The sequence below is a fragment of the Arthrobacter sp. 8AJ genome (assembly GCF_902506025.1).
Lineage (GTDB): Bacteria > Actinomycetota > Actinomycetes > Actinomycetales > Micrococcaceae > Arthrobacter.
Window position 1 is genome coordinate 17,295 of the sequence record NZ_LR733289.1, and the last position, 24,166, is coordinate 41,460.

Annotated in this window: 24 protein-coding genes and 2 tRNA genes; 8 read left to right on the plus strand and 18 right to left on the minus strand. The window is 64.1% G+C overall.

What is annotated here, in order from left to right:
• Positions 1–7 precede the first annotated feature (7 nt).
• Positions 8–2,014 (plus strand): Stk1 family PASTA domain-containing Ser/Thr kinase, encoded by a 2,007-nt coding sequence (gene pknB, locus BACI349Y_RS00100; protein WP_201302363.1) that lies wholly within the window; start codon positions 8–10, stop codon positions 2,012–2,014.
• A 27-nt stretch (positions 2,015–2,041) separates the two neighbouring features.
• Here the strand turns inward: pknB and BACI349Y_RS00105 are convergent, their stop codons facing one another.
• The 3 genes from BACI349Y_RS00105 to BACI349Y_RS00115 are packed head-to-tail and all read right to left on the minus strand — an operon-like array spanning position 2,042 to position 3,647.
• The gene (locus BACI349Y_RS00105) at positions 2,042–2,683 is read right to left on the minus strand and encodes an aminodeoxychorismate/anthranilate synthase component II (protein ID WP_159629353.1); all 642 of its coding nucleotides are present in this window, start codon (positions 2,681–2,683) and stop codon (positions 2,042–2,044) included.
• Positions 2,680–2,850 (minus strand): hypothetical protein, encoded by a 171-nt coding sequence (locus tag BACI349Y_RS00110; RefSeq protein ID WP_201302364.1) that lies wholly within the window; start codon positions 2,848–2,850, stop codon positions 2,680–2,682. The genes BACI349Y_RS00105 and BACI349Y_RS00110 overlap by 4 nt, the downstream gene beginning before the upstream one ends.
• 2 nt (positions 2,851–2,852) lie before the next feature.
• Positions 2,853–3,647 (minus strand): class E sortase, encoded by a 795-nt coding sequence (locus BACI349Y_RS00115; RefSeq protein WP_159629355.1) that lies wholly within the window; start codon positions 3,645–3,647, stop codon positions 2,853–2,855.
• Positions 3,648–3,820: 173 nt separating this feature from the next.
• Between BACI349Y_RS00115 and BACI349Y_RS00120 the strand changes: the two genes are divergently transcribed.
• Both BACI349Y_RS00120 and BACI349Y_RS00125 read left to right on the plus strand, forming a co-directional pair.
• Positions 3,821–4,072 (plus strand): cell division protein CrgA, encoded by a 252-nt coding sequence (locus BACI349Y_RS00120; protein ID WP_141158788.1) that lies wholly within the window; start codon positions 3,821–3,823, stop codon positions 4,070–4,072.
• A 34-nt stretch (positions 4,073–4,106) separates the two neighbouring features.
• Positions 4,107–4,718: a DNA-3-methyladenine glycosylase I gene (locus tag BACI349Y_RS00125; protein WP_159634951.1), complete on the plus strand. Its 612-nt coding sequence runs from the start codon at positions 4,107–4,109 to the stop codon at positions 4,716–4,718.
• A 214-nt stretch (positions 4,719–4,932) separates the two neighbouring features.
• Here the strand turns inward: BACI349Y_RS00125 and BACI349Y_RS00130 are convergent, their stop codons facing one another.
• The 3 genes from BACI349Y_RS00130 to BACI349Y_RS00140 all read right to left on the minus strand — a co-directional run bounded on the left by BACI349Y_RS00130 (position 4,933) and on the right by BACI349Y_RS00140 (position 7,378).
• Positions 4,933–5,400, minus strand: a complete 468-nt coding sequence (locus BACI349Y_RS00130) for a carboxymuconolactone decarboxylase family protein (RefSeq protein WP_159629357.1) — start codon at positions 5,398–5,400, stop codon at positions 4,933–4,935.
• A 544-nt stretch (positions 5,401–5,944) separates the two neighbouring features.
• The gene (locus BACI349Y_RS00135) at positions 5,945–6,823 is read right to left on the minus strand and encodes a rhomboid family intramembrane serine protease (protein WP_159629366.1); all 879 of its coding nucleotides are present in this window, start codon (positions 6,821–6,823) and stop codon (positions 5,945–5,947) included.
• Positions 6,824–6,832: 9 nt separating this feature from the next.
• Entirely contained in the window at positions 6,833–7,378 is a 546-nt protein-coding gene (locus BACI349Y_RS00140; protein ID WP_141158792.1) for a peptidylprolyl isomerase, read from the minus strand.
• Between the two features lie 154 nt (positions 7,379–7,532).
• Between BACI349Y_RS00140 and BACI349Y_RS00145 the strand changes: the two genes are divergently transcribed.
• Together BACI349Y_RS00145 and BACI349Y_RS00150 are read left to right on the plus strand one after the other, a co-directional pair.
• Entirely contained in the window at positions 7,533–8,474 is a 942-nt protein-coding gene (locus tag BACI349Y_RS00145) for a hypothetical protein (protein WP_159629368.1), read from the plus strand.
• 103 nt (positions 8,475–8,577) lie between these two features.
• Complete coding sequence (locus BACI349Y_RS00150; protein ID WP_159629370.1) at positions 8,578–9,453, plus strand: glycosyltransferase; 876 nt, start codon at positions 8,578–8,580, stop codon at positions 9,451–9,453.
• Between the two features lie 3 nt (positions 9,454–9,456).
• Here BACI349Y_RS00150 and BACI349Y_RS00155 read toward each other — a convergent pair whose 3' ends face one another.
• The 12 genes from BACI349Y_RS00155 to dnaA form a co-directional block, all read right to left on the minus strand.
• Positions 9,457–10,413 (minus strand): DMT family transporter, encoded by a 957-nt coding sequence (locus tag BACI349Y_RS00155; protein ID WP_159629372.1) that lies wholly within the window; start codon positions 10,411–10,413, stop codon positions 9,457–9,459.
• Positions 10,414–10,496: 83 nt separating this feature from the next.
• Positions 10,497–10,572: transfer RNA gene (locus tag BACI349Y_RS00160), tRNA-Ala, on the minus strand.
• A 72-nt stretch (positions 10,573–10,644) separates the two neighbouring features.
• Positions 10,645–10,761: a DLW-39 family protein gene (locus BACI349Y_RS20190; protein WP_210411329.1), complete on the minus strand. Its 117-nt coding sequence runs from the start codon at positions 10,759–10,761 to the stop codon at positions 10,645–10,647.
• Positions 10,762–10,832: 71 nt separating this feature from the next.
• A tRNA-Ile gene (locus BACI349Y_RS00165) sits at positions 10,833–10,906 on the minus strand.
• A 98-nt stretch (positions 10,907–11,004) separates the two neighbouring features.
• On the minus strand, positions 11,005–11,655 hold the full coding sequence (locus BACI349Y_RS00170) for a DUF3566 domain-containing protein (RefSeq protein ID WP_159629374.1): 651 nt from the start codon (positions 11,653–11,655) through the stop codon (positions 11,005–11,007).
• On the minus strand, positions 11,648–14,326 hold the full coding sequence (gene gyrA / locus BACI349Y_RS00175) for a DNA gyrase subunit A (RefSeq protein ID WP_141158797.1): 2,679 nt from the start codon (positions 14,324–14,326) through the stop codon (positions 11,648–11,650). The genes BACI349Y_RS00170 and gyrA overlap by 8 nt, the downstream gene beginning before the upstream one ends.
• 54 nt (positions 14,327–14,380) lie before the next feature.
• Complete coding sequence (gene gyrB, locus BACI349Y_RS00180; RefSeq protein WP_159629376.1) at positions 14,381–16,468, minus strand: DNA topoisomerase (ATP-hydrolyzing) subunit B; 2,088 nt, start codon at positions 16,466–16,468, stop codon at positions 14,381–14,383.
• Between the two features lie 378 nt (positions 16,469–16,846).
• The gene (locus BACI349Y_RS00185) at positions 16,847–17,401 is read right to left on the minus strand and encodes a DUF721 domain-containing protein (protein ID WP_159629378.1); all 555 of its coding nucleotides are present in this window, start codon (positions 17,399–17,401) and stop codon (positions 16,847–16,849) included.
• Positions 17,391–18,596, minus strand: a complete 1,206-nt coding sequence (gene recF, locus BACI349Y_RS00190) for a DNA replication/repair protein RecF (RefSeq protein WP_159629380.1) — start codon at positions 18,594–18,596, stop codon at positions 17,391–17,393. Before recF ends, BACI349Y_RS00185 begins: the two co-directional genes overlap by 11 nt.
• A gap of 45 nt (positions 18,597–18,641) precedes the next feature.
• Positions 18,642–19,586: a phosphogluconate dehydrogenase (NAD(+)-dependent, decarboxylating) gene (gene gnd / locus BACI349Y_RS00195; protein ID WP_159629382.1), complete on the minus strand. Its 945-nt coding sequence runs from the start codon at positions 19,584–19,586 to the stop codon at positions 18,642–18,644.
• Between the two features lie 48 nt (positions 19,587–19,634).
• Complete coding sequence (gene dnaN, locus BACI349Y_RS00200) at positions 19,635–20,759, minus strand: DNA polymerase III subunit beta (RefSeq protein ID WP_159629384.1); 1,125 nt, start codon at positions 20,757–20,759, stop codon at positions 19,635–19,637.
• 536 nt (positions 20,760–21,295) lie between these two features.
• The gene (dnaA, locus tag BACI349Y_RS00205) at positions 21,296–22,717 is read right to left on the minus strand and encodes a chromosomal replication initiator protein DnaA (protein ID WP_159629386.1); all 1,422 of its coding nucleotides are present in this window, start codon (positions 22,715–22,717) and stop codon (positions 21,296–21,298) included.
• A gap of 470 nt (positions 22,718–23,187) precedes the next feature.
• Here dnaA and rpmH point away from each other — a divergent pair, with 470 nt between their 5' ends.
• From rpmH to yidD, 3 genes are read left to right on the plus strand one after another with little or no spacing between them, the layout of a single operon-like run.
• Positions 23,188–23,325 (plus strand): 50S ribosomal protein L34, encoded by a 138-nt coding sequence (gene rpmH / locus BACI349Y_RS00210; protein WP_003800212.1) that lies wholly within the window; start codon positions 23,188–23,190, stop codon positions 23,323–23,325.
• Between the two features lie 40 nt (positions 23,326–23,365).
• Entirely contained in the window at positions 23,366–23,776 is a 411-nt protein-coding gene (rnpA, locus tag BACI349Y_RS00215; protein WP_159629388.1) for a ribonuclease P protein component, read from the plus strand.
• Positions 23,769–24,161 carry a membrane protein insertion efficiency factor YidD gene (yidD, locus tag BACI349Y_RS00220; protein ID WP_201302365.1) on the plus strand — a complete coding sequence of 131 codons (393 nt, stop codon included), beginning with the start codon at positions 23,769–23,771 and terminating at the stop codon, positions 24,159–24,161. Before rnpA ends, yidD begins: the two co-directional genes overlap by 8 nt.
• Positions 24,162–24,166: the final 5 nt, after the last annotated feature.

Genomic DNA, 24,166 nt, shown 5'->3' on the forward strand with positions numbered 1-24,166 from the left:
ACCACCAGTGAATGAGTCACCACGCACACCGTTGCACCGGGAGGACAGCCTGCCGGTGGATAACCGGCGTGTCCTGAACGGGCGCTACGAGCTGGGTAACCTCATTGGCCGCGGCGGCATGGCGGACGTCTACAGGGGCACCGACACCCGCCTGGGCAGGACAGTCGCCATCAAGCTGCTGCGGCCCGACATGGCCCGGGATCCGCAGTTCCAGGCACGGTTCAAACGTGAAGCGCAGTCGGTGGCCGCCCTCAACCACCCCTCCATCGTGGCGATTTTCGACACCGGGGAACACGTGGTCCACGACGGCTCCGCCGAGGACGTACGGGTGCCGTACATCGTCATGGAGTACGTGGAGGGCAGGACCCTGCGCGAACTGATCCGCGGCAACGAGGTCACCATCAGCCAGGCGATCGACTATTGCCTGGGCGTCCTGGGGGCCCTCGAATACAGCCACAAGGCCGGGATTGTGCACCGGGACATCAAGCCTGCCAACGTGATGTACTGCCCGGGCACCAACTCGGTGAAGGTGATGGACTTCGGCATTGCGCGGGCCATCGCCGATTCCTCCGCCACCATGACCCAGACCCAGGCAGTGGTGGGAACGGCCCAGTACCTCTCGCCGGAACAGGCCCGGGGCGAAACCGTCGATGCCCGCAGCGATCTCTATTCCGCCGCGTGCCTGCTCTACGAAATGCTGACTTCGCGGCCGCCGTTCGTCGGGGACAGCCCGGTTTCCGTGGCCTACCAGCACGTCCGCGAAATCCCGGACCCGGCCAGCAGCCTCAACCCCGAGGTGTCACCGGCGCTGGACACGGTCCTCGCCAAGGCGCTGCAGAAGAACCGCGCGGACCGGTTCCAGGATGCGGCCGCTTTCCGGCGTGCCCTGCGCGCTGCAAAGGCCGGAGTGGCCGTCCCGGCCGTGCCGGCGTCCGAGGCACCCACCGATCCGAATGACCACGTACCCCAGGCGGCTCCGCCCACCGAGGCATTTGCTGCTGCGGGGGCAGGCTTCCTTGACGACGCGCCCACGGGGCGGCTGGCTGCCACCAGCCTGTTCCATGACGACGGCGGTTCCGCGGTTCCGCTGGAGCTGGCGGATGGGCACGATTCGGATGGGCACGGGCCGGATGGGTACGGTGCGGATGCCTACGGGGCCGGCCCGCTCCCGCTCGGCCTCGCTCCCGAACGCGAGCGGACCAGCCGCCAGAAGTCCCGCCGTCGTGCCTGGATTGCCACCCTGGTGATCTTCACCCTGTTGATTCTCGCGGGGGGCGGGCTGTGGCTGTACCAAACGGTGAACCGTCCCGCTCCCGCTCCGCCCAAGGTAGCCATCCCATCGGTGGCGTCCATGACGGAAACCGCTGCGCTCCAGGAGCTGTACAACGCGGGCCTTCGCCCCAGGATCGCCAGGTCGGCTAACGACACGGTGCCCAAGGGGACCGCCATCGGGACGGATCCCGCGGCCGGCGGTTCCCTGGATCCGGGGGCCGACGTAATCCTCAACGTCTCCGACGGCCCCAGCTCGGTCAAGATCCCGGACAGTCTCCCCGGCAAGACCGAGGCCGCGGCACGGGACATCCTCCGCCAGGTGGGGCTGGTTGGCGCTCCGTCAACCACCACTGCCAACAGCGCCACTGTCCCCGCCGGGATCGTCATCACCTCCAACCCGGCGCCGGGGCAAAGCGTCGGCGTGGGCACCAGCGTGGAGCTCATCGTCTCCACCGGCAAGGTGGTTGTCCCCGAACTGCGCGGCATGACACGTGAAGAGGCCGAGGCCGCCCTGAAGGAACGTGGCTTGGTCGCTTCAGTGGTCGAGGCGGAAAACTCGCAGGTGGAGCCCGGCAGGGTCACGGATCAGAGCGACCCCGTCAACGCCGCCGTCGACCAGGGAAAGACCATCACCGTCGTGGTGGCCAAGGCTCCGCCGCCCCCGCCGGCGCCCACGGAAACCCCCACGGAAACGCCCACGCCGACAGCAACGCCGACGCCGAAGCCCACCAGGAAGGGCTGACGCCCGGCCTGGCGGGGGCTGGCCCTGCTAGTGCTGGATCAGCGGGCTTAGCTTCGCAGCCCGCGCGGCCGCACCCTTCATGCCCAGCGACTCCAGCCAGTTGCCGAGCATCTGGTACCCGCCTTCGGTGAGGACCGATTCGGGATGGAACTGCACCCCGCACAACGGTGCAGTCCGGTGCTGCAGCCCCATGACCACGCCGGACGCGGTCTGCGCCGTCACTTCCAGGACCTCGGGAATGGACTCCCGGACCGCCGCCAGCGAGTGGTAGCGGGTGGCAGTGACGGGGGAGGGGAGGCCGGCGAACACGCTGGTGCCGGTGTGCTCCACCTGGGACGTCTTGCCGTGCATGAGCTCGGGGGCGTGGGTCACCTTGCCGCCGAAGGCCTCTGCCAGGGCCTGATGTCCCAGGCACACGCCGAACATGGGAACGCTGTTCTCACCGCACCACTTGATCAGCTCGATGCAGACACCCGCCTCCGCAGGATTTCCGGGACCGGGGGAAATGAGGACGCCGTCCCGGGTACTGGCAAGCTCGATGGCCTCGGCCAGGGTGACGTCATCGTTCCGGACCACCGTGGTCTCGGCACCGAGTTCCTGGAGGTATCCCACCAGGGTGTAGACGAAGCTGTCGTAGTTATCCACTACAAGGATCTTGGTTGTGGTCATGGCTGGTCTGCGGAACCAATCGTTGAGTCGGTGAATTGGGTGAAGTGGGACATCCAGGGGAAAAGGAACTGGACCATCAGGACCAGGGCCACGAAGATCAGTGCCAGCGAGATGATGATCCTGAGCCAGAGCGGCCCGGGAAGGTGGCGGAAAATCCAGGCGTACACGGTCAGCTCCTTCCGGTGGCTGCTGCAACCTGCGCCGCGATCTCAGCAGGCGGCCCTGCGGCTGCCGGCCGCCAACTGTCCAGCAGGGCGTAGGCGATGATGCGTTCTTCCGCGCCGAAGCGGGGGTTGCAGCTGGTCATGGTGAGGTAGCTTTCGGTGGGCGCGACGCCCGGCTGGGTGGGGACAGGTTCCAGGACGTCAGTTCGGGAGGGCATCACGATCTGGTTGTTCCGGAAGACGTAGACGTAGTAACCGTCCTTGGTTTGCACGTAGATCTTGTCGCCGGGCACCAGCGTGTGGATGTTGTCCAGCACCGCCCCGTGCGTCTGCCGGTGCCCTGCGACGGCAAAGTTGCCCACCGCACCGGGCATTGCCGTATTGCTGTAGTGCCCCAGGCCCAGCGTATCCAGCACGTCCTGGCTGGTCCCCTGGACGATGGGACGCGTGTAGGTGGGGCCGAACCGGGGGATGTACATGATGCCGATGGTGCCGGCGTGGCCGGGAGCGGTACCCACCACGGGTTTGCCAAAATCCTCGCCGGCGGCAGGGGGCGCCGCGGGGGCCGGGGCGGCCGTCGCGGGAGCGGCACTGCCCAGGTCCTGGGCGAATTCCTTGATGACCTGGCTCTGCTTGGCGTCGGATTCCACGTTGGTCCACCACAGCTGCCACGCGACAAACAGCAGGAGGATGACGCCGGCAGTAATCAGCAGCTCGCCGAGCACCGAGATGGTGCCAGTGAGGAGGGCACGACGGCGCGCGGGCGCAGTGGCGGGCTCCGCCTTCTCCTGCAATACCACGCGTTCCCCTCCGGGCATTCACCCTGGGCACCGGGTGCCCATCAACTGCGGCTAGAATTGGCTGCTAGTAAGAATCCAGATTTGACCAAGATCGCGCAGACCGCTGGCAATTTCCTTCTTGCAGGATACCAAGCCCGGGCCGCCGAGCTTGCCCAGCCCGCCAAGGAGAGCCAGTGCCCGAGTCAAAGCCTCGCAGGAAGACCGCCAGCACCGCCCAGCCGGCATCCCCGCAGGCGTACAAGCCCAACCCCGTGTGGTTCAAGCCGGTCATGTTCGGCCTCATGATCATCGGCCTCTTCTGGATCATCACCTTCTACATCAGCGAGGGACGCTTCCCGGTCCAGGCCTGGCAGTCCTGGAACATCGTGGCGGGCTTCGGCATCGCCATCGTCGGGTTCCTGATGACCACCCGCTGGCGCTCGTAGCGCCTGCCGCGGAACTGTTCCAAGGAGAACCACACTGGCGCCCGAGTCCAGCGGAGTGATCGTTGGCGAGGATGGCCTGGCCCGTCCTGCCTGGGCCGCCACGGATCCGCTCATGCGCGACTATTACGACCAGGAATGGGGACTGCCCGTCACTGACGAGCAGGGCATGTACGAGCGCATCTGCCTGGAGGGCTTCCAGGCAGGTCTTTCCTGGGCCACCATCCTGCGCAAGCGCCCTGCCTTCCGTGCCGCCTTTGCCGGCTTCGACCCCGAACAGGTGGCCTTGTTCAGCGGCGAGGACGTGGAACGGCTGATGCAGGATCCGGGAATCATCAGGAACCGGCTCAAAATCCTTGCCGCGGTCAAGAATGCACAGGCCACACTGGAACTTCGCAACGACGGCGGGCTGGTGGACTTTGTTTGGAGCTTCCGCCCGGCCAGCACCCCGGAGCCCGCGGTGGCCGCCGATGTCCCCACGCAGTCGGCGGAATCGGTGGCCCTGTCCAAGGCGCTCCGGAAACGGGGCTTCTCCTTTGTGGGTCCCACCACCATGTTCGCTTTGATGGAAGCCGTGGGAATAGTGGACACCCATCTGCTGGACAGCCACCGCCGCGGCTCCTCCGGAATTTGGTCCATGCAGGCCTAAAGACCCTACCGCCGCCCGTTATCCCCAACTGTTGGGAAGGTTATCCACACTGTGGACAACCTTCCCCAGGGATTCTGTAGAAGGCGCCAGCATCCCTGTGCGGCACCCTTCCGCCAAAAGCTGCCGGGAAAATGTGGTTATTAACAGTGTGGAATACCTGTGGATAAGTCCAGGAGCCTGAAGGGGACACGTCCCGACGGGCCGGCGCTGGAGACTACGGGCGGGTCCGCCGGACCGGGTGATGGCTGGTGATGGACACCCTGTTGAATGCGTTCATGGTCACGGCAAGCCAACTCACGGCCGAAAACTCCTCGGCGCTGAGCCGCTCCCGCGCGTAGGCCTCCGCGTGCTCCCGTGACCGCTCACCCGGGAGTTCGGTGATGCTTTCCACCAAGGCCAGCGCGGCCCGCTCCTGGTCCGTGAACAGGGCGGTCTCACGCCAGGCAGGCAACACCGCCAGCCGCTGCGCACTTTCTCCCTCCTCGCCGGCCTTCCGCACGTGGAGATCCAGGCAATAGGCGCAGCCATTGATCTGGGAAATCCGCACGTTGAGCAGTTCCAACAGGCCCCTCCCGATCCCAGCCTCTTCTGCCGCTTCCTGCACCTTCAGGCCCAGGCCGCTGATCGCCCTCCACAGGGCCGGATGCTGTTTATCAAGATACAGGTGCTCGGTGGCAGTCACGGATGTCCTTGTCGGTTGGGCGGCTTGGCAGGCAACCATCATAGGCAGGCGGCCAGAGCGCGACCCTCTGGTGTTTATCCACTTACCAACAATGCGATACCCACAAGTTATCCACAGCTGTGGGAAACCGCGTGGAAAGCGGTGCCCTAGGCCGGCCCTGCCCTTACTGCTACGGGTCGCGCGGGACTCCGAACAACAGCATTGTGACTTATTAACAGTGTGGATACCGATGTCGATAACCCTCCGCCAACGCCGGCAGAGCGGTCCGGCGGGCGTTCCATGGGCCGGTTTTTCCACAGAGGCGCCCGGAAAGTGCCTCTTATCCACTTACGCACAGCAATATCCCCACAGGTTATCCACAGCTGTGGAGAAGCGCCCGGCTGTTGCCCCGGCGTAAGCCGCCAAGGGCCGGGATGGGCCGATCCATCACCTGAACTACAGCTATGTAAGTTACCAACACTGTGGAAAAGCGCTGTGGAAAACACGAATGCCCCCGTCACCAACGGTGACGGGGGCATTCCGGTTGGTCGTGGATATGTGGCGGCTAAAGCGTCACGCGCACCCAGCTGGCGGCCACAAGCAGCGCAAAAACGGCGGCCAGCCCCAGTGCCTGGAGCAGGCCCTGGCGGCGTCCCCGGGGTGTGTAGGCAAGAACCGCGGCGCAGAGGCCGCCGGTGATGAGCCCGCCCAGGTGGGCCTGCCAGGCGATATGGGGAATCAGGAAGCCGATGACGCCGTTGATGGCAATCAGGACCCACAGTTGCCGTGTGTCCCCGCCGCGCTGCCGTTGGACCAGCAGCATGGCGCCGAAGAGGCCGAAGATGGCACCGGAGGCGCCCACCAATCCCACCAGGCCCTGCCCTGGCACCAGCACGGGGTTCATCAGCAGGTAGCCCACTGAACCACCAAAGGCGGAGATAAGGTACAGCGCCAGGAAGCGGACCCGGCCAAGGATGGGCTCCAGGGCCTGGCCGAAAATCCACAGCGTGTACATGTTCAGGAGAATGTGCAGCAGCGAATCCGGGGAATGGAGGAAGGCCGAGGTCACCATCCGCCACGGCTCAAACGCGCCGTACTGAGGGGCGGCAAAGATGTTGTTGTACGCGAACTGTTTGTATACCCAGTCCCCGGGAATCAGCATCTGCAGTGCGTAAACCACAACGCAGGCTGCAATGAGGCCGTACGTCACCAAAGGTTTGCCAGTGGCAACGGCACCGCCGTAGACGCTCCGTACTTCCGGCGTCGTACGTCGTGTTTCGTTGACGCAGTCAACGCATTGGAATCCGACGGCGGCCGCCCGCTGGCAGTCCGGGCAGGCGGGGCGCCCGCAGCGCTGGCAGCGCACATAGGACGGCCGGTCCGGGTGCCGGGGGCATACCGGAACCTGGGCGGACGGCTCAGCCGACGGAATTCCGTAACTCATGGTGGGGCGTTACAGCTGTTCGATGTCGATGCTGTTGATGGTGACGTCCTCGACCGGGCGGTCACCCATGCCGGTGCGGACACCCTCGATGGCGTCTACGACCTTCTTGGATTCCTCGTCAGCCACTTCACCGAAGATGGTGTGCTTGCCCTGGAGCCAGTCCGTGGGAATGGTGGTGATGAAGAACTGTGAACCGTTGGTGCCCTTGCCCATCTGGATGCCGGCGTTGGCCATGGCCAGCTTGTAGGGCTGGTTGAAGCTCAGTTCAGGGTGGATCTCGTCGTCAAAGCGGTAGCCGGGGCCACCGGTTCCACGGCCCAGGGGATCGCCGGCCTGGATCATGAAGTCCTTGATGATGCGGTGGAAGATGGTTCCGTTGTAAAGCGGCGTGCCGGTCTTGTCCTCGCCGGTTTCCGGGTGGGTCCAGGCCTGCTCGCCGGTGGAAAGGCCCACGAAGTTCTTGACCGTCTTGGGCGCGTGGTTGCCGAAGAGGTTAACCACGATGTCGCCGAGGCTGGTGTGGATGGTTGCTTTTGCAGTTGCGATGGCAGTCATAGGTTGATTCTCCCATGCCGGTTCTGGGCAGCCACGGCTGCGGGGGCAGTTCCGCGCTGGGTGAAATCCCCCTAAAATCCGCAGAGTGAATAGCCCGTGGTGATCTGGGCACGTAGGCTAGCGACAGAACCGTCACATTAATCGGGAGGTAGTTGTGAAGAAATCGGATCGTATTGCCCGTGACCTTGAGCAGTCGGTCACCAGTGCGGTGGAAAACGCCAAGGATTGGGCGGCCCCCCGGGTGGAAGCTGCCGTGGACTGGGCTGTTCCCCGGCTGCAGCAGGGCCTGGACAGCGCATCTCCCAAGATCCAGGAAGGCCTGAAGACGGCGGCCCACAGCCTGGCCGACGGCGTTGCCACAGTGACTCCCCGGATCCAGGACGGACTGGCCCACCTGGCCCCGAAGATCAATGACGTGGTTGAAGGCGCATCGCCCAGGCTGCACGAGGCCCTGGACAAGGCCACCCCGGTGGTCCTGAACGCCCGGGACCGGGTAGTGGTGGAGTACCTGCCCAAGCTCTCGGACCAGATTGGCGTGGCGTCCGGCGCCGTTCACCGCACCCTGGAAAACACCCCGGCACGGGTTGACGCAGTGGCGCAGAAGCTTGGGGACGTGGGAATCATCCACGCCCTCCAGGAGCAGGCCCAGGCCACCGGCACGCAGCTGAAAGCAGCCGCGGCAGGGGCAAGCCGCGCAATGGACGTGCAGCTTGCCCAGCCGGAGAAGCCCAAGAAGCGTGGCTGGCTGATCTTCGGTGTGGTGGCCGCAGCGGTTGCAGCGGGCGTTGCCGCATGGAAGGCGTCCAAGCCGGTCGAGGACCCCTGGAAGACCCCCTCGCCGGTCACCCCCACCCCGGCACCCGTTCCGGCCACTACCGTCAGCGACGTCAAGGCAACCACTGCCGACGCCGCCGACAAGGGCACTTCCGCAGCCGCATCCGCGGCCGGTGCTGCCGCGGACAAGGCCGGGGACGCAGCTGGGACGGTCGCTGATAAGTCAGCCGATGCCGCCGACAAGGCCAAGCACGTTGCCGACGACACCGAAGGCGGCGCCAAGACGGTTGCCGATGAAGACAAGGGCAGCAGCCAGGCCTGATCTTCGCCATTCACACAAGGGGGCTCCGTTTGACGGCGGGGCCCCCTTTTTGTGTCTCTTCCCGTCCGCGGAGACATCTTTCCAGGATGCTAGATTTGAAGTGATGTCAGCCAATCGATCCTCTGGGGATGCCGTGAACGACGCAGCCGTACAGCTCCGCGTGTCAATCGTCATCCCGGCGTACAACGAGGAGAGCGTGATCAGGCAGTGCCTGATAGCTGCGATCTACCAGTCCGTTCCCGCCCACGAGATCATCGTGGTGGACAACCTTTCGAAGGACCGGACCGCTGACATTGTGCGCCAGATGCAGCTGGAGTATCCGGAAAGCCCCATCATCCTCCTGAGCCAGGACCGGGAACAGGGACTCATCCCCACCAGGAACTTCGGGCTGGACAGTGCCACCGGGGACATCCTGGGGCGGATTGACGCTGACTCCATCGTCGAACCCGACTGGGTTGAACAGGTGCAGAAGGCCTTCGCTGACCAGTCGGTCCAGGCCGCTACCGGCCCGGTGGTCTACTACGACATGCCGATGCGCCGGTTCGGACTCAAGGCGGACGACAAGATGCGCCAGCTCATGCTGAAGCTGGCCAAGCACCAGTACCATTTCCTGTTCGGCTCCAACATGGCCCTGCGGGCCACGGCCTGGGAGACCATCCGTTCCGAGACCTGCCGGGACGAGAAGGACGAGATGCACGAGGACATCGACCTGTCCCTGCACCTGGCCGACCATGAACTGCCGGTGCGCTACTGGCCGCAGATGGTGTCCGGGATGTCCGCGCGACGGCTTGAGGATTCACCGCGGGACTACCGCTACTACGTCACCCGGTTCGACCGGACCTACAAAGCCCACAACGTCAGGAAGATGGCGCTGAAGGCCCCCATGGTGGTTTTCTTCTCGGTGTACTTTCCGGCCAAGCTCCTCAGGGCCATCCACACCGTTAACACGGCCCAGCCGGTCCGCCGCGGCGGTCAGTAGCGCTCAGTCAGTTCCCAGCCCGGCCAGGCGGTCCGACGGCGGTTCCTCCTGCGGTGCCGTTCCACGGCTGCCCCGGCTGCCATTCCCCTGGCCCCTGCTGTTCCTCTGACCGAGGACCACGACGGCGAGTCCCGCCAGGATCAGGCCGAGCCCGGCGTAAGTTCCTGCGGGCAGCGTCTCGTGCAGGAACACGGCTGCCAACAGCGCTGCCCCCGGGATTTCCAGGAGGATGATCATGGAGACGATGAGGGGGCTCATGGTGGCCAGCAGGTGGTTGAAGGCGGTGTGGCCCACCAGTTGGGCACAGACGGTGATTGCTGCGATGCCCAGCCACCCGGCCGGCTCAAACCCCGCCAGGGGCTGGCCCGCGAACAAGGCAAGGACGGCCACGAGAGCGGCGCACATTCCGTAGCAGAGCGTGGTGTAGGTTCCTGTTGTCATGCTCTGCCGTGCCTTGCCACCCGCGAGCGTGTAAAGGCCGGCAAGGGCGCCCCCGGCCACCGCCAGCAGGTCTCCTGTGAGGGCCTGCGGGGAAGATCCCATGTCGAAGCCGGTGATCGCCACGACCCCGCCAAAGGCGATTCCCAGCCCCGCCAGGACCTGCCAGCGGTGGCGGATGCCGCGGAAGAGCTGGAAGACGGCAATCCAGGCTGACTGCAGGCAGACCAGGGCAGTAGCGGCTGCTACGGATGTCAGCTGAAGGGATGTGATGAAGCAGGCGAAGTGCAGGGCAAGCGCGACGGCTGCCAGCATCGACCAGCGAAACTCGCTGCGGCTGATCCTGCGGAACTGGCCGGGTGCCCGGACCAGGGTGGGGGAGGCCATGACGGCCGCGCCGATGGCGTTGCGCCAGAATGCGATGGCAAGGGCGCTGACACTTGTGGCGCCGAGCGTGGCCGCGATCAAGGGCCCCGATGATGCAACGCCCAGGACTCCCAGGGCCGCGAAGAAGTAGTTCAATGCAGCCCCCTTGGTACTGGTTCCTTGCGCAGATGGAAAGCAAAAAGTCCCGGCCGGCGTTTCCGCTGACCGGGACTTCCTTATGGTGGAGGCACGGGGACTCGAACCCCGAACCCCCTGCTTGCAAAGCAGGTGCGCTACCAATTGCGCCATGCCCCCATAAGAAGCAACCCGTCCATCATACCCTAGAACCAGGGAGCCCTTGACAGGCTCCCGGAGCGGGTGTCCCGCCTAGTCCACCGTATCGGTTGACTTGCTCCAGACCGTCTTCCGGGCTTCGGATTCCTGTGCTTTCCGGTAGACCAGGAAGCCTGCGATTGCCGCTGCCAGTACAAGCAACTTTTTCACATGCTCCCCGTTCCGATCCGATACCGGATAACTCCGGACCAAACCTCCGTTTGAAACCTGCACAGGTTCCGTGGGCGTACCAGGACTTGAACCTGGGACCTCTTCGTTATCAGCGAAGCGCTCTAACCGCCTGAGCTATACGCCCTCAATCCCTCATCGGGCCGAGACATGACTTTACAGCACACCCCGGCCCGATCTCAAATCGGGCCTTTTCACCGGTGCGGGCCCGGCGAAAATGGCTTCCTAATCGTCGGTGAGGGTCACGCCAATGCCGCCCACCAGGGTGGCGGAGATGTTGTAGAGGACAGCGGATAGCATGGACAGTGCCGTCAGCAGGACTACGTTGACCACGGCAATGATGGTGGCGAACGACGCAACCTGGCCCAGCGAAGCTACCTTCTTCAATTCGAAGCCGCCGCTTTCCGAGCCGGCGAGCGTGCCGAGCAGGCTGTCCACCTGGTCAAAGATCCCGGTGAGGTCCAGGACTGTCCACAGGACAATGGCGGCCACCACAGTCACGATCCCCAGTGCCACGGACAGCAGGAATGCCATCTTCAGGACGGACCACGGGTCCACCTTGCTGATCAGGAGCCGGGCCCGCCGGACCTTTGCCTTCGGAGCCGGCTTCACCAGGCCAGGGGTTCCCTGGCTGGAGGCGCCCTGTGCAGGACGCTGTCCGGGCTGGCCCTGGAAGGGGCGCTGGCCGGGCTGCACGGGGCGGTCGCCCTGCTGCGGCCGCTGGCCAGGGACGGCGGGGCGCTGGCCTGGAGCGCCGGCCGGCGCAGCGGGCCGCTGCGGCGGACGAACGGGGGCGTTCACGCGGGGTGCCGCTGAAGGCCGGTTCCCGTCGGGAACAGTACTGTTCGGCTTGGGAAATGAGTCGGAATTACTCACTCGTTACCTCCGTGTTGTCTTCGTTCGGCTCAGCGTCGCCCGAGGCGTCCTCTGACTCAACGGCCGGTGATTCTTCTGCCATTGCTGGCGCGGCGGATTCCCCAGCGGTCCCGCCATCTTCAGCCAACGTTACGTCATCCCCGGCGGATTCCTCGTCCTCAAGACCGCGTTCGCTGTTGCGCGCCACCTCGATAATCCGGTCATTCTTGTCAGGTTTGGCGAAGATGACGCCCATGGTGTCGCGGCCCTTGGCAGGAACCCCGGCAACGGAGGAACGGACAACCTTGCCGCCCTCCATGACCACCAGGACTTCATCTTCTTCCTGGACGATCAGTGCACCCACGAGGTGGCCGCGCTCTTCCTGGTATTTGCCGACCTTGATACCCAGTCCGCCACGGCCCTGCAGGCGGTATTCCTCCACCGCCGTGCGCTTGGCGTACCCGCCTTCGGTCACGATGAACACGAACGAACCGTCGGTGACCACGTCCGCGGCCAGCAGTTCGTCGTCCTCGCGGAACTTCATGCCGGTAACGCCGGATGTGGCACGTCCCATGGGGCGCAGTGCGTCATCGGTGGCGGTGAAGCGGATGGACTGGCCCTTGCGGGACACCAGGAACAGGTCGTCGGTTTCCGAGACAAGCTGGGCGGAGACCAGTTCGTCGCCGTCACGCAGGTTGATCGCGATCACGCCTGCCGAACGGTTCGTGTCGTAGTCCTCCAGCCTGGTCTTCTTCACCAGGCCCCTCTTGGTGGCGAGCACCAGGTACGGCGCCTGCTGGTAGTCCTTGAGGTCCAGCACCTGGGCGATGTGTTCGTCGGGCTGGAATGCCATCAGGTTGGCAACGTGCTGGCCCTTGGCGTCCCTGCCCGCTTCCATCAGCTCGTACGCCTTGGCGCGGTAGACCCGGCCCAGGTTGGTGAAGAACAGCAGCCAGTGGTGGGTGGTGGTGACGAAGAAGTGCTCCACCACATCGTCACCACGCAGCTGGGCCCCCTTGATGCCCTTGCCGCCGCGCTGCTGCGACCGGTAGTTGTCGCTGCGGGTGCGCTTGACGTAGCCGCCGCGGGTGATGGTGACCACCATCTCCTCTTCGGGGATGAGGTCCTCCATGGACATATCGCCGTCGTAGCCCATGAGGATCCTGGTGCGCCGGTCATCGCCGTGCTTGTCCACGATCTCGCCCAGCTCAGTGCTGATGATCTCGCGCTGGCGCTGCTCCGACCCCAGGATTTCCTTGTATTCGGTGATCAGGGCTTCGAGTTCTGCGTGCTTCTCCTGGATCCGCTGGCGTTCCAGGGCGGCCAGGCGGCGCAGCTGCATGTCCAGGATGGCCCGGGCCTGCAGCTCATCAATGTCCAGCAGCTCCATCAGCCCGTCCCGTGCGGCCTCGGTGGTGCTGGAAGCGCGGATGAGGGCAATGACCTCGTCCAGCATGTCCAGCGCCTTGAGGAGGGCCCGAAGGATGTGGGCTTCTTCCTCCGCCTTGCGCAGGCGGTACCGGGTGCGGCGTGCGATAACGTCCATCTGGTGCGTGACCCAGTGGCGGATGAACGCATCAAGGCTCAGTGTCCGGGGCACGCCGTCCACGATGGCCAGCATGTTGGCGGAGAAGTTGCTCTGCAGCTCGGTGTGCTTGTAGAGGTTGTTCAGCACCACCTTGGGCACGGCGTCGCGCTTCAGCACGATCACCAGGCGCTGGCCGGTGCGTCCGGACGTTTCATCCCGGAGGTCGGCAATGCCCTGGATCTTGCCGTCCTTGACCAGTTCGGCGATCTTGATGGCCAGGTTGTCCGGGTTGGCCTGGTACGGAAGTTCGGTGACCACCAGGCACGTGCGGCCCTGCAGTTCCTCTACCGCGACCACTGCGCGCATGGTGACCGATCCGCGGCCGGTGCGGTAGGCGTCTTCGATGCCCTTGTGGCCAAGGATGGTGGCTCCAGTGGGGAAATCCGGGCCCTTGACCCGCACCAGCAATTCCTCGAGGAGTTCCTCGCGCGTGGCACCCGGGTTGGAGAGGTACCACTGCACGCCGTCGGCTACTTCCCGGAGGTTGTGCGGCGGGATGTTGGTAGCCATGCCCACGGCGATACCTGAAGAACCGTTGACCAGCAGGTTGGGGAACCTGGCCGGCAGGATGGTGGGTTCCTGGTTTTTGCCGTCATAGTTGTCCTGGAAATCGACGGTCTCCTCGTCGATGTCCCGGACCATTTCCATGGCCAGCGGCGCCATCTTGGTTTCGGTATACCGCGGTGCGGCAGCGCCGTCGTTGCCGGGGGATCCGAAGTTTCCCTGCCCCAGCGCCAGCGGGTAGCGCATGGTCCAGTCCTGGATGAGGCGCACCAGGGCGTCGTAGATCGCGGTGTCGCCGTGGGGGTGGTACTGGCCCATGACCTCACCCACCACGCGGGCGCACTTGTTGAAGGACCGGTCGGGGCGGTAACCGCCGTCGAACATCGCGTACAGCACGCGGCGGTGCACGGGCTTGAGGCCATCGCGGACGTCGGGAAGGGCACGGCCCACGATGACGGCCATGGCGTAGTCCAGGTAGGACCGCTGCATTTCCGTCTGCAGGTCCACCTGTTCCACGCGGTCGATCAGCACGTCGCCTTCAAGAACGGTGTCCGGAGTTCCGCCCTCAGGGGCGGAGTTCTCGGGGATTTCGTCGCTCATTAGTTATTTCCGTTTCAGGTATATGTCTGGTTCCGAATACGTTGGAGCGGATCCTTAGATGTCCAGGAACCGGACGTCCTTGGCGTTCTGCTGGATGAAGTTGCGGCGGGATTCGACGTCTTCGCCCATGAGGACGGAGAAGATCTGGTCGGCAGCCAGGGCGTCGTCCATGGTCACCTGCAGCAGGGTGCGGTGGTCGGGGTCCATGGTGGTGTCCCACAGCTCGGTGTAGTCCATCTCGCCAAGGCCCTTGTAGCGCTGGATGCCGTTGTCCTTGGGGATGCGGCGCCCGGCGGCCTGGCCCGACACGAGCTTGGCGTCGCGTTCGCGGTCGCTGTACACGTAGTCATGCGGGGCGTTGGACCACTTGATCCGGTACAGCGGGGGCTGGGCCAGGTACACGTAGCCGTTCTCGATCAGGGGTCGCATGTAACGGAACAGCAGGGTCATCAGCAGCGTAGTGATGTGCTGGCCGTCCACGTCGGCATCTGCCATGAGCACGATCTTGTGGTACCGCAGCTTGGCCAGGTCGAAGTCCTCGCCGATGCCGGTACCGAAGGCAGTGATCATGGACTGCACTTCTGCGTTGCCCAGGGCCTTGTCCAGGCGTGCGCGCTCCACATTGAGGATCTTGCCGCGGAGGGGAAGGATGGCCTGGGTCTCGGGGTTGCGGCCGCGCTTGGCGGAACCACCGGCCGAGTCACCCTCCACGATGTAGACCTCGCACTTTTCCGGGTCCTTTGAGGAACAGTCCGAAAGCTTGCCGGGCATGCCAAAGGACTCCAGCGGGCTCTTGCGCCGGGCATTGTCGCGGGCCTTGCGCGCAGCCATCCTGGCCTGCGCGGCGGAAATCGCTTTGCGGATCACGTCGCGGGCGGGGCCGGGGTTGCGCTCCAGCCAGTCGCCCAGCCCGTCGGTGACCACGCGCTGGACGAAGCCCTTGACCTCGGAGTTGCCGAGCTTGGTCTTGGTCTGGCCCTCGAACTGGGGCTCGGCCAGCTTGACCGAGATGACGGCGGTGAGGCCCTCGCGGATGTCGTCGCCCGTGAGGTTGTCGTCTTTCTCCTTGATAATGCCTTTTTCGCGGGCATACCGGTTGATAAGGGAGGTCATGGCAGCGCGGAAGCCTTCTTCGTGCGTGCCACCCTCATGGGTGTTGATGGTGTTGGCGTAGGTGTGGACGCTTTCGGAATAGGCGCTGGTCCACTGCATGGCCATTTCCAGGGCGATCTTGCGCTCGGTGTCCTCGGTTTCAAAGGCGATGACGTCCTCGTGGACCACCTCAACCTTCTTGCCAGAGTTCAGGTGCCTGACGTAGTCCAGCAGGCCTTCGTTGTACTGGTACACCACGGTGCGGTGTTCGGCGCTGACTTCACCCTCGGTGCTGAGGTCGTCAAGGTCCAGGTCGCCGTCGGCGTCGTCCCCGGCTGGCGCGCGCTCATCCGTCAGGGTGATCCGCAGTCCCTTGTTGAGGAAGGCCATCTGCTGGAAGCGGGCGCGCAGCGTTTCGAAATCGAACTCCGTGGTTTCGAAGATCGCGGGGTCCGGGTAGAAGGTCTGGGTGGTGCCGGTGGCGTCCGTCTCTTCGCCCTGGACCAAGCTGCCCTGCGGCTTGCCGCCGTCAGCGAAGGACATCCGCCACACGTGCCCCTGGCGGCGCACTTCGGTATCCACGCGGCTGGACAGTGCGTTGACCACCGAGATGCCCACACCGTGCAGGCCACCGGAAACGGCGTATCCGCCGCCGCCGAACTTGCCGCCCGCGTGCAGGATGGTCATGACCACCTCGACGGTGGGTTTGTGCTCCGTAGGGTGCATATCCACCGGAATGCCGCGGCCGTCATCGACCACTTTCACGCCGCCATCGGCCTGCAGGACGATCTCGATATGGCTGCAGTAACCGGCAAGCGCCTCATCCACCGAGTTGTCCACCACTTCGTAGACCAGGTGGTGCAGGCCACGGGGTCCGGTGGAGCCGATGTACATGCCCGGACGCTTGCGGACAGCTTCAAGGCCCTCCAGCACGGTGATGTCACTGGCGCCGTATTCCCTTGGCGTGGCTGCCGCGGGTGGAGTATCAGGGGTGCGGCCATCCTCGACTGCTGTATCTGCTGCCAGAATATCTGTATTGTCGTTAGCCACAGGCGCTGCGACTCCTCTGTTCTCGATGATGGCCGGCCGGTGCCTTTCCCAGGGAAAAGCCACCCGCCAACAGGCACAAACTTATGGCGCCGGTGACCTGCTGACGGTTGGTGGTCCGCGCCCCGCGCGCGGAGAGCGCGCGCAGAACGGACTGAAGTCAACGTTTCATCCGCGCCCAGTTATCTGCATCAATTCTACCGTGAACCAGGACATATCCCCGCATTCCGGGGCCTTCAGCGCCACTGAATATGGCCGTGCGAGGCTCTTGGCCGCGCCTAGGGCGGCCCAGCGGTACGCCCTCCGGGTGCCTATACACGCTGCGGTCCTTACAGCGCCCTACACGCCGTTGCGCGCAGTTTCAAGAGCTGCCGTCCTGGCCTATCCGTACGTGTCCCGCGGACCACGGCCGTTGACACTGCGTCCGCCCTTGCGCCAGCTTGGTGCGGAGGGTCCCAGCACCTGGATGCTGGTGACCACCCCGTCTCCCAGTTCACGGCGGAATTTGTCGAGCAGGCTGCTGCTCAGGAGACGAAGTTGGGTGGCCCAGGCAGTGGAATCGCACCGCACGTGCAGGGTGGTGTCGGTGAAGCTTTCCGGGGTGCAGTGGGCAGAGATTTCCGGCCCCACCAGCGTGGACCACTCCGCCATGACCGAGCCGACAGCCACAGGTGAGCTCCAGCCCCGCTCCGCCACCAGCCGTCCTACCACCTTCCCCAGGCCCAACGGGTCCCGGCCAGTGGCGTGGAACTGGCTGAAGCCGCGGGTGTCCCGGATACTGCCTTTAGCCTTTGCGGAACCGGGCCGTGCAACTTTCCGCCGGACTTCGCCGCGTGCTGCCGCGGCTTCCCGCATCCGGTTCAGCGCCGCCTGCGGCGCATCGATGTCGTCAGGCTCGCGGCCGGGCTGGAGCCCGCCGCCCTGGTCACTGCTCATCGATACCTCCCGGGATGACCTTCACCCGCCGCCCGGACAGTTCTTCCGGAATATCGGCGTCGACGGCGGCGGTCACCAGGACCTGTTCCGCGCCGGAGACTATTGCCGCCAGTTTACGCCGCCGCTGGACGTCCAGTTCGGCAAAGACGTCGTCCAGGATGAGGATGGGAGCAGAACCTCCGGTCCGGGCGTCGTCAAGCATCACGTAGTACGAGGCCAGCCGAAGGGACAGGCACATGGACCAGGTCTCCCCATGCGACGCGTATCCCTTGGCTGGCGCCTGTCCGAGCATGAGCTCCAGTTCGTCGCGGTGCGGGCCAACCAGGGATATGCCCCGTTCCAGTTCTTTCTTGCGGGATTCAGCGAATGCCTGCACGTAGCGTTCGGTGAGCTGTTCCACGGAGAGAAGCCGGAGATCATCCTGGCCGTCTGCAGTACCTCCTGCTGCGGAGCGCTGCGCGCTTCCCGCCGGGACGCCGTCGTCGTCCATCTGGCTTTGGAGCGTTGACCGGTAGGTGGCATCCGCCGGCTTGGACGCGTCCGTGAGTTGGGCATAGGCCCGGGCAAGGTGCGGGCGGAGCCGTTCAACCAGTTCCAGGCGCGCGTGCAGCAACTCCGCGCCCGCCCGGGCCATGTGCTGGTCCCACACGTCCAGGGTGGATTCGTGTGCTGTGGTGAATTTTCCGGCGCGGGCCGATTTCAGCAGGGCATTGCGCTGTTTCAGGACACGGTCGTAGTCACTGCGGGTGGCGGCATGATGCGGAATAAGGCTGGCCAGCAGCTCATCAAGGAAGCGGCGGCGGTTGGACGGATCGCCCTTGACCAATGCCAGGTCCTCGGGGGCAAACAGGACTGTCTGGCAGATGCCGAGTATGTCGCGGGCCCGGACCGGGTTGCTGCGGTTGATGCGTCCCCGGTTGGCGCGGCCGGCGTTGATCTCCAGCTCAAGGACCGTGGTCTGTGTGCCCCGGACCAGCCGCGCGCGGACCAGTGCACGTTCCGTCCCGAACCTGAGCAGGGGCGCGTCCGAGCTGACCCGGTGGGAACTGAGCGTGGCCAGGTACCCGATGGCCTCCATCAGGTTGGTCTTGCCGATGCCGTTGTAACCTACCAGGACGGTGACGCCCGGTCCCAGGGTGAGGTCAACCTGGGCGTAACTGCGGAAGTCGGTCAGGGAAAGGTGTTCCAGATACACGCGGTTTTCGGCAATTCTGGGAACTCTGCTGGTCCCCGGTGGGTGCTACTTGGCGGGGCGGGTTGCGTGGCCGCCGAATTGGTGGCGCAGCGCAGAAACCATCTTCATGGCGGGCGAGGTGTCTTCCCGGGATGCGAACCGGGCGAACAGCGCGGCGGTGATGGCCGGGGCGGGGACCGCGTTGGCGATGGCTTCCTCCACGGTCCACCGGCCTTCGCCGGAATCCTCCACGTAGTCGTCAATGGAGGCCAAACCGGGATCTTCGTCAAGGGCCTTCACCATAAGGTCAAGGAGCCATGAACGGACTACCGTTCCCTTTTGCCATGCCCTGAACGTGCCGGGGAGATCGGTGACGATGTCCTTGGCGGCGAGCAGTTCGTAGCCTTCGGCGTAGGCCTGCATGAGGCCGTATTCGATTCCGTTGTGGACCATCTTGGCGTAGTGGCCTGCCCCGATGCCGCCGACGTGGACAAAGCTGTCCGCCCTTTCACCTTCGGGACGCAGCGCATCGAAGACAGGCAGGGCACGTTCGATGTCCGCGGCGTCGCCGCCGGCCATGAGTCCGTAGCCGTTCTGCAGGCCCCAGACTCCGCCGGACACGCCGCAGTCCGCGAAGCGGATTCCCTTGGCGGCGAGGAGTTCGCCGTGCTTCTGGTCCTCGGTGAACCGGGAGTTGCCGCCGTCAATGACAAGGTCGCCGGTTTCCAGCTTTTCGCTGAGTTCAGTGATGACGGCGTCCGTGATGGGGCCCGAGGGCACCATCACCCAGATGATCCGGGGCGCCGGTACGGCGGCGATCAGCTCATCGACGCTGGCAGCATCAGTAACGTCCGGGTTCCGGTCGTAACCGGTGACTTCCAGTCCTCCCTTGCGGAGGCGCTCACGCATGTTGAACCCCATTTTGCCGAGGCCGATCAGTCCAATGTGCATGAGTGGAACTCTTTTCTGCGCTAAGTGGGAGGAACGGGGTTGGCGTGGGTAGGGCCCCATCGGCGAGGGGCCCGGCCTGAGCTTGCGAAGGCTGGGCCCCGATGGGAACTAGTTGGGAAGCCGGACCGGCATCACCAGGTAGCGGTAGTCATCCTGGTCTTCGCCGTCTGCGTCCGCCTGGGCCGTGATCATGGCGGGCTTGGGAGCTGTGGTGAAGGAGAACCGGACAAACTTGGTCTCGATGACGCTGAGTCCCTCGATCAGGTAATGCGGGTTGAAAGCGACCGTGATGTCATCACCGGACAGCTGGGCTTCGAGTTCTTCCGATGCCTGAGCGTCCTCACCGGTGCCGGCATCGAGGTTCAGCAGCCCTGATGTGAAGGCAAGTCGGACCGGAGTGTTGCGCTCTGCCACGAGGGATACACGGCGGACAGCTTCAACGAGCTCCTGGGTCTGGACGGTGGCGTGGATGGGGGTGGACTCGGGGAACAGAGAGCGGATCTTGGGGTAGTCCCCGTCCACCAGCAGCGACGTGGTGGTGCGCCCGCCGCTTTCGAAGCCGATGAGCCGGCTGTCGTCGTCGGACAGGGCGAGGTTGATGTCGCCGCTGTTACCAAGCGTTTTGGCTACCTCGTTGAGGGTTTTGGCCTTGACCAGGGCGCTGGTGGAGATGCCTGGCGTGACCGGCTTCCACGGAACTTCGCGCATGGCGAGCCGGTAACGGTCGGTGGCCAGCAGCGTGATCAGATCGTCCTCGATCTCCATCCGCACACCCGTGAGGATGGGGAGGGTGTCGTCCTTGCTTGCCGCGATGATGACCTGTGAGACGGCCTGGGCAAAGGCATCTCCCGGGACGGTTCCGCTGATGGCCGGCAGGGACGGCAGGGGTGGGTATTCGGCCTCAGGCATGGTCGCGAGATGGAAGCTGCTTCGGCGGCAGGTGAGCGTGACTTTGTTGCCGTCGGTTTCCACGTCCACGGGAGCAGAAGGCAGGCTGCGGCAGATGTCCGCGAGCAGCCGGCCGGATACCAGGATGGTGCCTTCATCCCTGATGTCTGCGGTGATTTCGAGCCGCGCCGAAGTCTCGTAGTCGAAGCTTGAAAGGCTGACGGTTCCCGCTTCAGCCTTCAAAAGCAGGCCGGAGAGGACGGGCACGGGCGGCCGCGGAGACAACGACCGGGCTGTCCAGGTGACGGCTTCTGCCAGGACGTCCCGATCGACTCTGAACTTCACGGAAGGGTGCCGCCTTTCATTGCTGCTGCCATGTGAAACCCGGGAATTTCGCAGGAAACTCCGGAAGAAGTTGGGCGCACCCCGGCTGGTGCATGGTCCGCGAAAACGGAAACCACACGAAAACCCAGGGATGGGAGCGCTGCTGACAGCTTAGCCGGAAGATCGGGGATTAACCCATCCCCCAGGGTCCGGTCCAGTCCGCCGGGGGCCGGCAGGCCCCCTGTGTCGGATGCGCGGATCGTTCTTGTTGTTTGAGGGATTTCAATTTTTTGGGATTAGTAGTGTTAATAACTGCTGTGGAAACTGTGGATAACCCGGTCCTGCCGCGTGGTTCCGCGCTTAAGCCCTGTTCACCCGCTGTGCGTTAAGTGGGTTTTAAACAGGGTGTGGATGGGGACAACGCAAAGGGCCATTTTAACGATCCACAGACGGCTTAAGGGTTTTAAGCCCATTAACCGCGCTTGTCCCCTTAAGTATCCACAGGCTTATCCACATCCTCCTGTTAATAAGGTATAGAGTGCCGGGCGCGGTGTGGATCAGGAGTCGCGCTGTTGCTGCTTGATGCGGTTGGTCAGCTCTGTCACCTGGTTGTAGATCACACGGCGCTCCGCCATCAGCTCGCGGATCTTCCGGTCGGCATGGATGACGGTGGTGTGGTCGCGGCCGCCGAGTTCCTGGCCGATCTTGGGAAGTGACATGTCCGTCAGCTCCCGGCAGAGGTACATGGCGATCTGGCGTGCGGTCACCAGCGTCCGGGTCCGGGATTTGCTGCAGAGTTCCTCCATGCTGAGCTTGAAGTAGTCAGCTGTCTGCTGGAGGATCTGGGCGGACGTGATCTCCTGGGCGCCGTCGTCGGTAATCAGGTCCTTCAGGACCATCTCGGCAAGGGCCACGTCCACCGGCTGGCGGTTCAGGCTGGCGAACGCCGTCACCCTGATCAGTGCACCTTCAAGCTCGCGGATGTTGCTGGAGATCTTGGATGCGATGTACTCGAGGGCATCATCCGGCGCCGACAGGCCCTCGCTGAGCGCCTTCTTGCGAAGGATGGCGATTCGGGTCTCAAGTTCCGGCGGCTGGATGTCCGTCAGCAGGCCCCACTCGAAACGCGACTTCATGCGGTCCTCGAAGCCGGCCAGCAGCTTGGGCGGCTGGTCCGAGGTGATGACCACCTGCTTGTTGTTGTTGTGCAGGGCATTGAAGGTGTGGAAGAACTCCTCCAGCGTCCGGTCCTTGCCGGCCAGGAACTGGATGTCATCGATCAGCAGGACGTCCACATTGCGGTAGGTCGTCTTGAAGCTCGTGCCCTCGTCATCACGGATGGAGTTGATGAAGTCGTTGGTGAACTCCTCGGAATTTACGTACCGGACGCGGATCCCGCTGTACAGGCGCCGGGCGTAGTGGCCGATGGCATGCAGGAGGTGGGTCTTGCCCAGACCGGAGTCACCGTAGATGAAGAGCGGGTTGTATGCCTTGGCAGGTGCTTCGGCAACAGCAACGGCGGCAGCGTGGGCGAAACGGTTCGAGGAACCAATCACGAAGGTGTCAAAGACGTACTTGGGGTTAAGCCGGCCGAATTCGTGCGAGGTGCTGGGCAGCATGGGCTGCGGTTTCTGCTCGATGACCTGGTCCGGTGCGAAAGCCGGCTCGACGATGGGTTCGGGTTCCTCGTGGATGGGGACCAGATCGGTGTCCACATCGATGGCGCAGCGGATGTCTTCGGAGAAGACATTGTGCAGTGCATCGTCGAGGGCTTCCTTGACCTGGGTCTGGAGCACCTCGCGGGTGAGCTCGTTGGGTACGGCGACCAGGAGCGTGGAACCAATGAGGCCCTGCGCCTGGGCGAGGATGACAAAGCCACGCTGGCGTGGGGAAACGCGGTGGTCCTGTTCCAGCAGGCTGACAACCCGGCGCCAGGAACTTCCGACAGTATTGGCGTGGTTGGCTTCGTCTACTGTCATCAATCGGTTCCCTCAAAACTTGCTATGCCTGCATTGCCTGCAGCCCCAAGTCCGGAACCAGGGTGCTGGCCCAGCTTAATCCACAGGGTTATGCACAGTCCGTGGATAATCGGCTACTGGGACACTCTAGGGGATGAAAAGCCTAGAAGATAGCTGGCTATCCGGCTGTGGATAATTACACGGTTGTGGTTCCGGAAGCGCCCCTGTGAGCCACTTCATCCACAGGCTGTTGGGGATGGTTAGGAACAGCTGGGGACAGCCGTGATGGGCCGCCCCGGTTTGACTCGGGCTTGCAGATTGCCCTAACGTTGTGAAGTCCTTTGTGTCCGCTTTTTGGCCCCATCTGAACATCCAAGCGCAACGCGCCTGGAGCAGCCGGGGGAAGCGTGCATATACAAAACTTAGCGTCGGCCAGTTCTTCCCCATTACTGATCGGGTGGGCGCACCTTTGATCCACTGGAGTAACTAACGTGAGCAAGCGGACTTTTCAGCCGAATAACCGCCGTCGAGCCAAGAAGCACGGCTTCCGCCTTCGTATGCGTACCCGTGCCGGCCGTGCCATCCTGGCAGCCCGTCGTGGCAAGGGCCGCACCGAACTGTCGGCCTAAATAACTGGCTTATCGGTAGACATCCCTTTGCGAGTTTAAGGTGCTGGCCACCCGCAACCGCCTGAGGACCTCAACTGATTTTTCAACAACTGTACGTTCCGGTGTCCGCAATGGGCGCCGGAACGTAGTGTTATATGCGGCAGCCATTGCTGCCGACGAACCCAGCCGGATCGGGTTCATTGTTTCCAAAAGTGTAGGGAACGCTGTGGTCAGGAACCTCGTTAAGAGGAGACTGAGAGAAGCGGGTGCTGCCTCGTTGCGCGAGCACGGCACAGGACTCGCTATCGTGGTGCGGGCGCTTCCTGCGTCCGCTTCCGCCAGCTGGGACCAGCTGCTGTCGGACTACAACGCTGCACTGGAATCTACGCTGAACCGGCTGGGCGGCCGCCCTTCGCGGGCTGCTGCCAGGGGTTCAGCCGGTACAACACAGGAGGGGACACCGCGTGCCTAACGCCACCGCCGTCGTCGCCCGTCTCCGCACAGTGTTTGCCGCCGTCGGGAAGTTCCTTTGGAACCTGCCCCGGAACATCCTCATCCTTCTGCTGATGGCCTACCGCAAGGTGGTTTCTCCCTTGTACGGTCCGGTCTGCCGGTTCTTCCCTTCATGCTCGGCCTATGCCCTTGAAGCGGTCACCGTCCACGGCGCGGTCAAGGGAAGCTGGCTTGCCGCGCGCCGGCTTGGCCACTGCCACCCATGGAACGCCGGTGGAGTGGACCACGTCCCCGCCGGCGGCCGGGAATGGCCTCCAGGCCAGACCCCCACAATTGTTGTGCTGAACAATCCGGACAGGTACCTGGTTGCTCGGACTGATGAAGAAGGCCGCAGTGCGGCCTGACGAAT

What these genes read in the sequence shown, in the direction of transcription:
- BACI349Y_RS00105 (WP_159629353.1), bottom strand. Translation starts at nt 2,683, where the DNA reads ATGACCACAACCAAGATCCTTGTAGTGGATAACTACGACAGCTTCGTC.
- BACI349Y_RS00135 (WP_159629366.1), bottom strand. Translation starts at nt 6,823, where the DNA reads ATGAGTTACGGAATTCCGTCGGCTGAGCCGTCCGCCCAGGTTCCGGTA.
- BACI349Y_RS00140 (WP_141158792.1), bottom strand. Translation starts at nt 7,378, where the DNA reads ATGACTGCCATCGCAACTGCAAAAGCAACCATCCACACCAGCCTCGGC.
- BACI349Y_RS00150 (WP_159629370.1), top strand. Translation starts at nt 8,578, where the DNA reads ATGTCAGCCAATCGATCCTCTGGGGATGCCGTGAACGACGCAGCCGTA.
- gyrA (WP_141158797.1), bottom strand. Translation starts at nt 14,326, where the DNA reads ATGAGCGACGAAATCCCCGAGAACTCCGCCCCTGAGGGCGGAACTCCG.
- BACI349Y_RS00185 (WP_159629378.1), bottom strand. Translation starts at nt 17,401, where the DNA reads ATGAGCAGTGACCAGGGCGGCGGGCTCCAGCCCGGCCGCGAGCCTGAC.
- gnd (WP_159629382.1), bottom strand. Translation starts at nt 19,586, where the DNA reads ATGGGGCCCTACCCACGCCAACCCCGTTCCTCCCACTTAGCGCAGAAA.
- dnaA (WP_159629386.1), bottom strand. Translation starts at nt 22,717, where the DNA reads ATGACAGTAGACGAAGCCAACCACGCCAATACTGTCGGAAGTTCCTGG.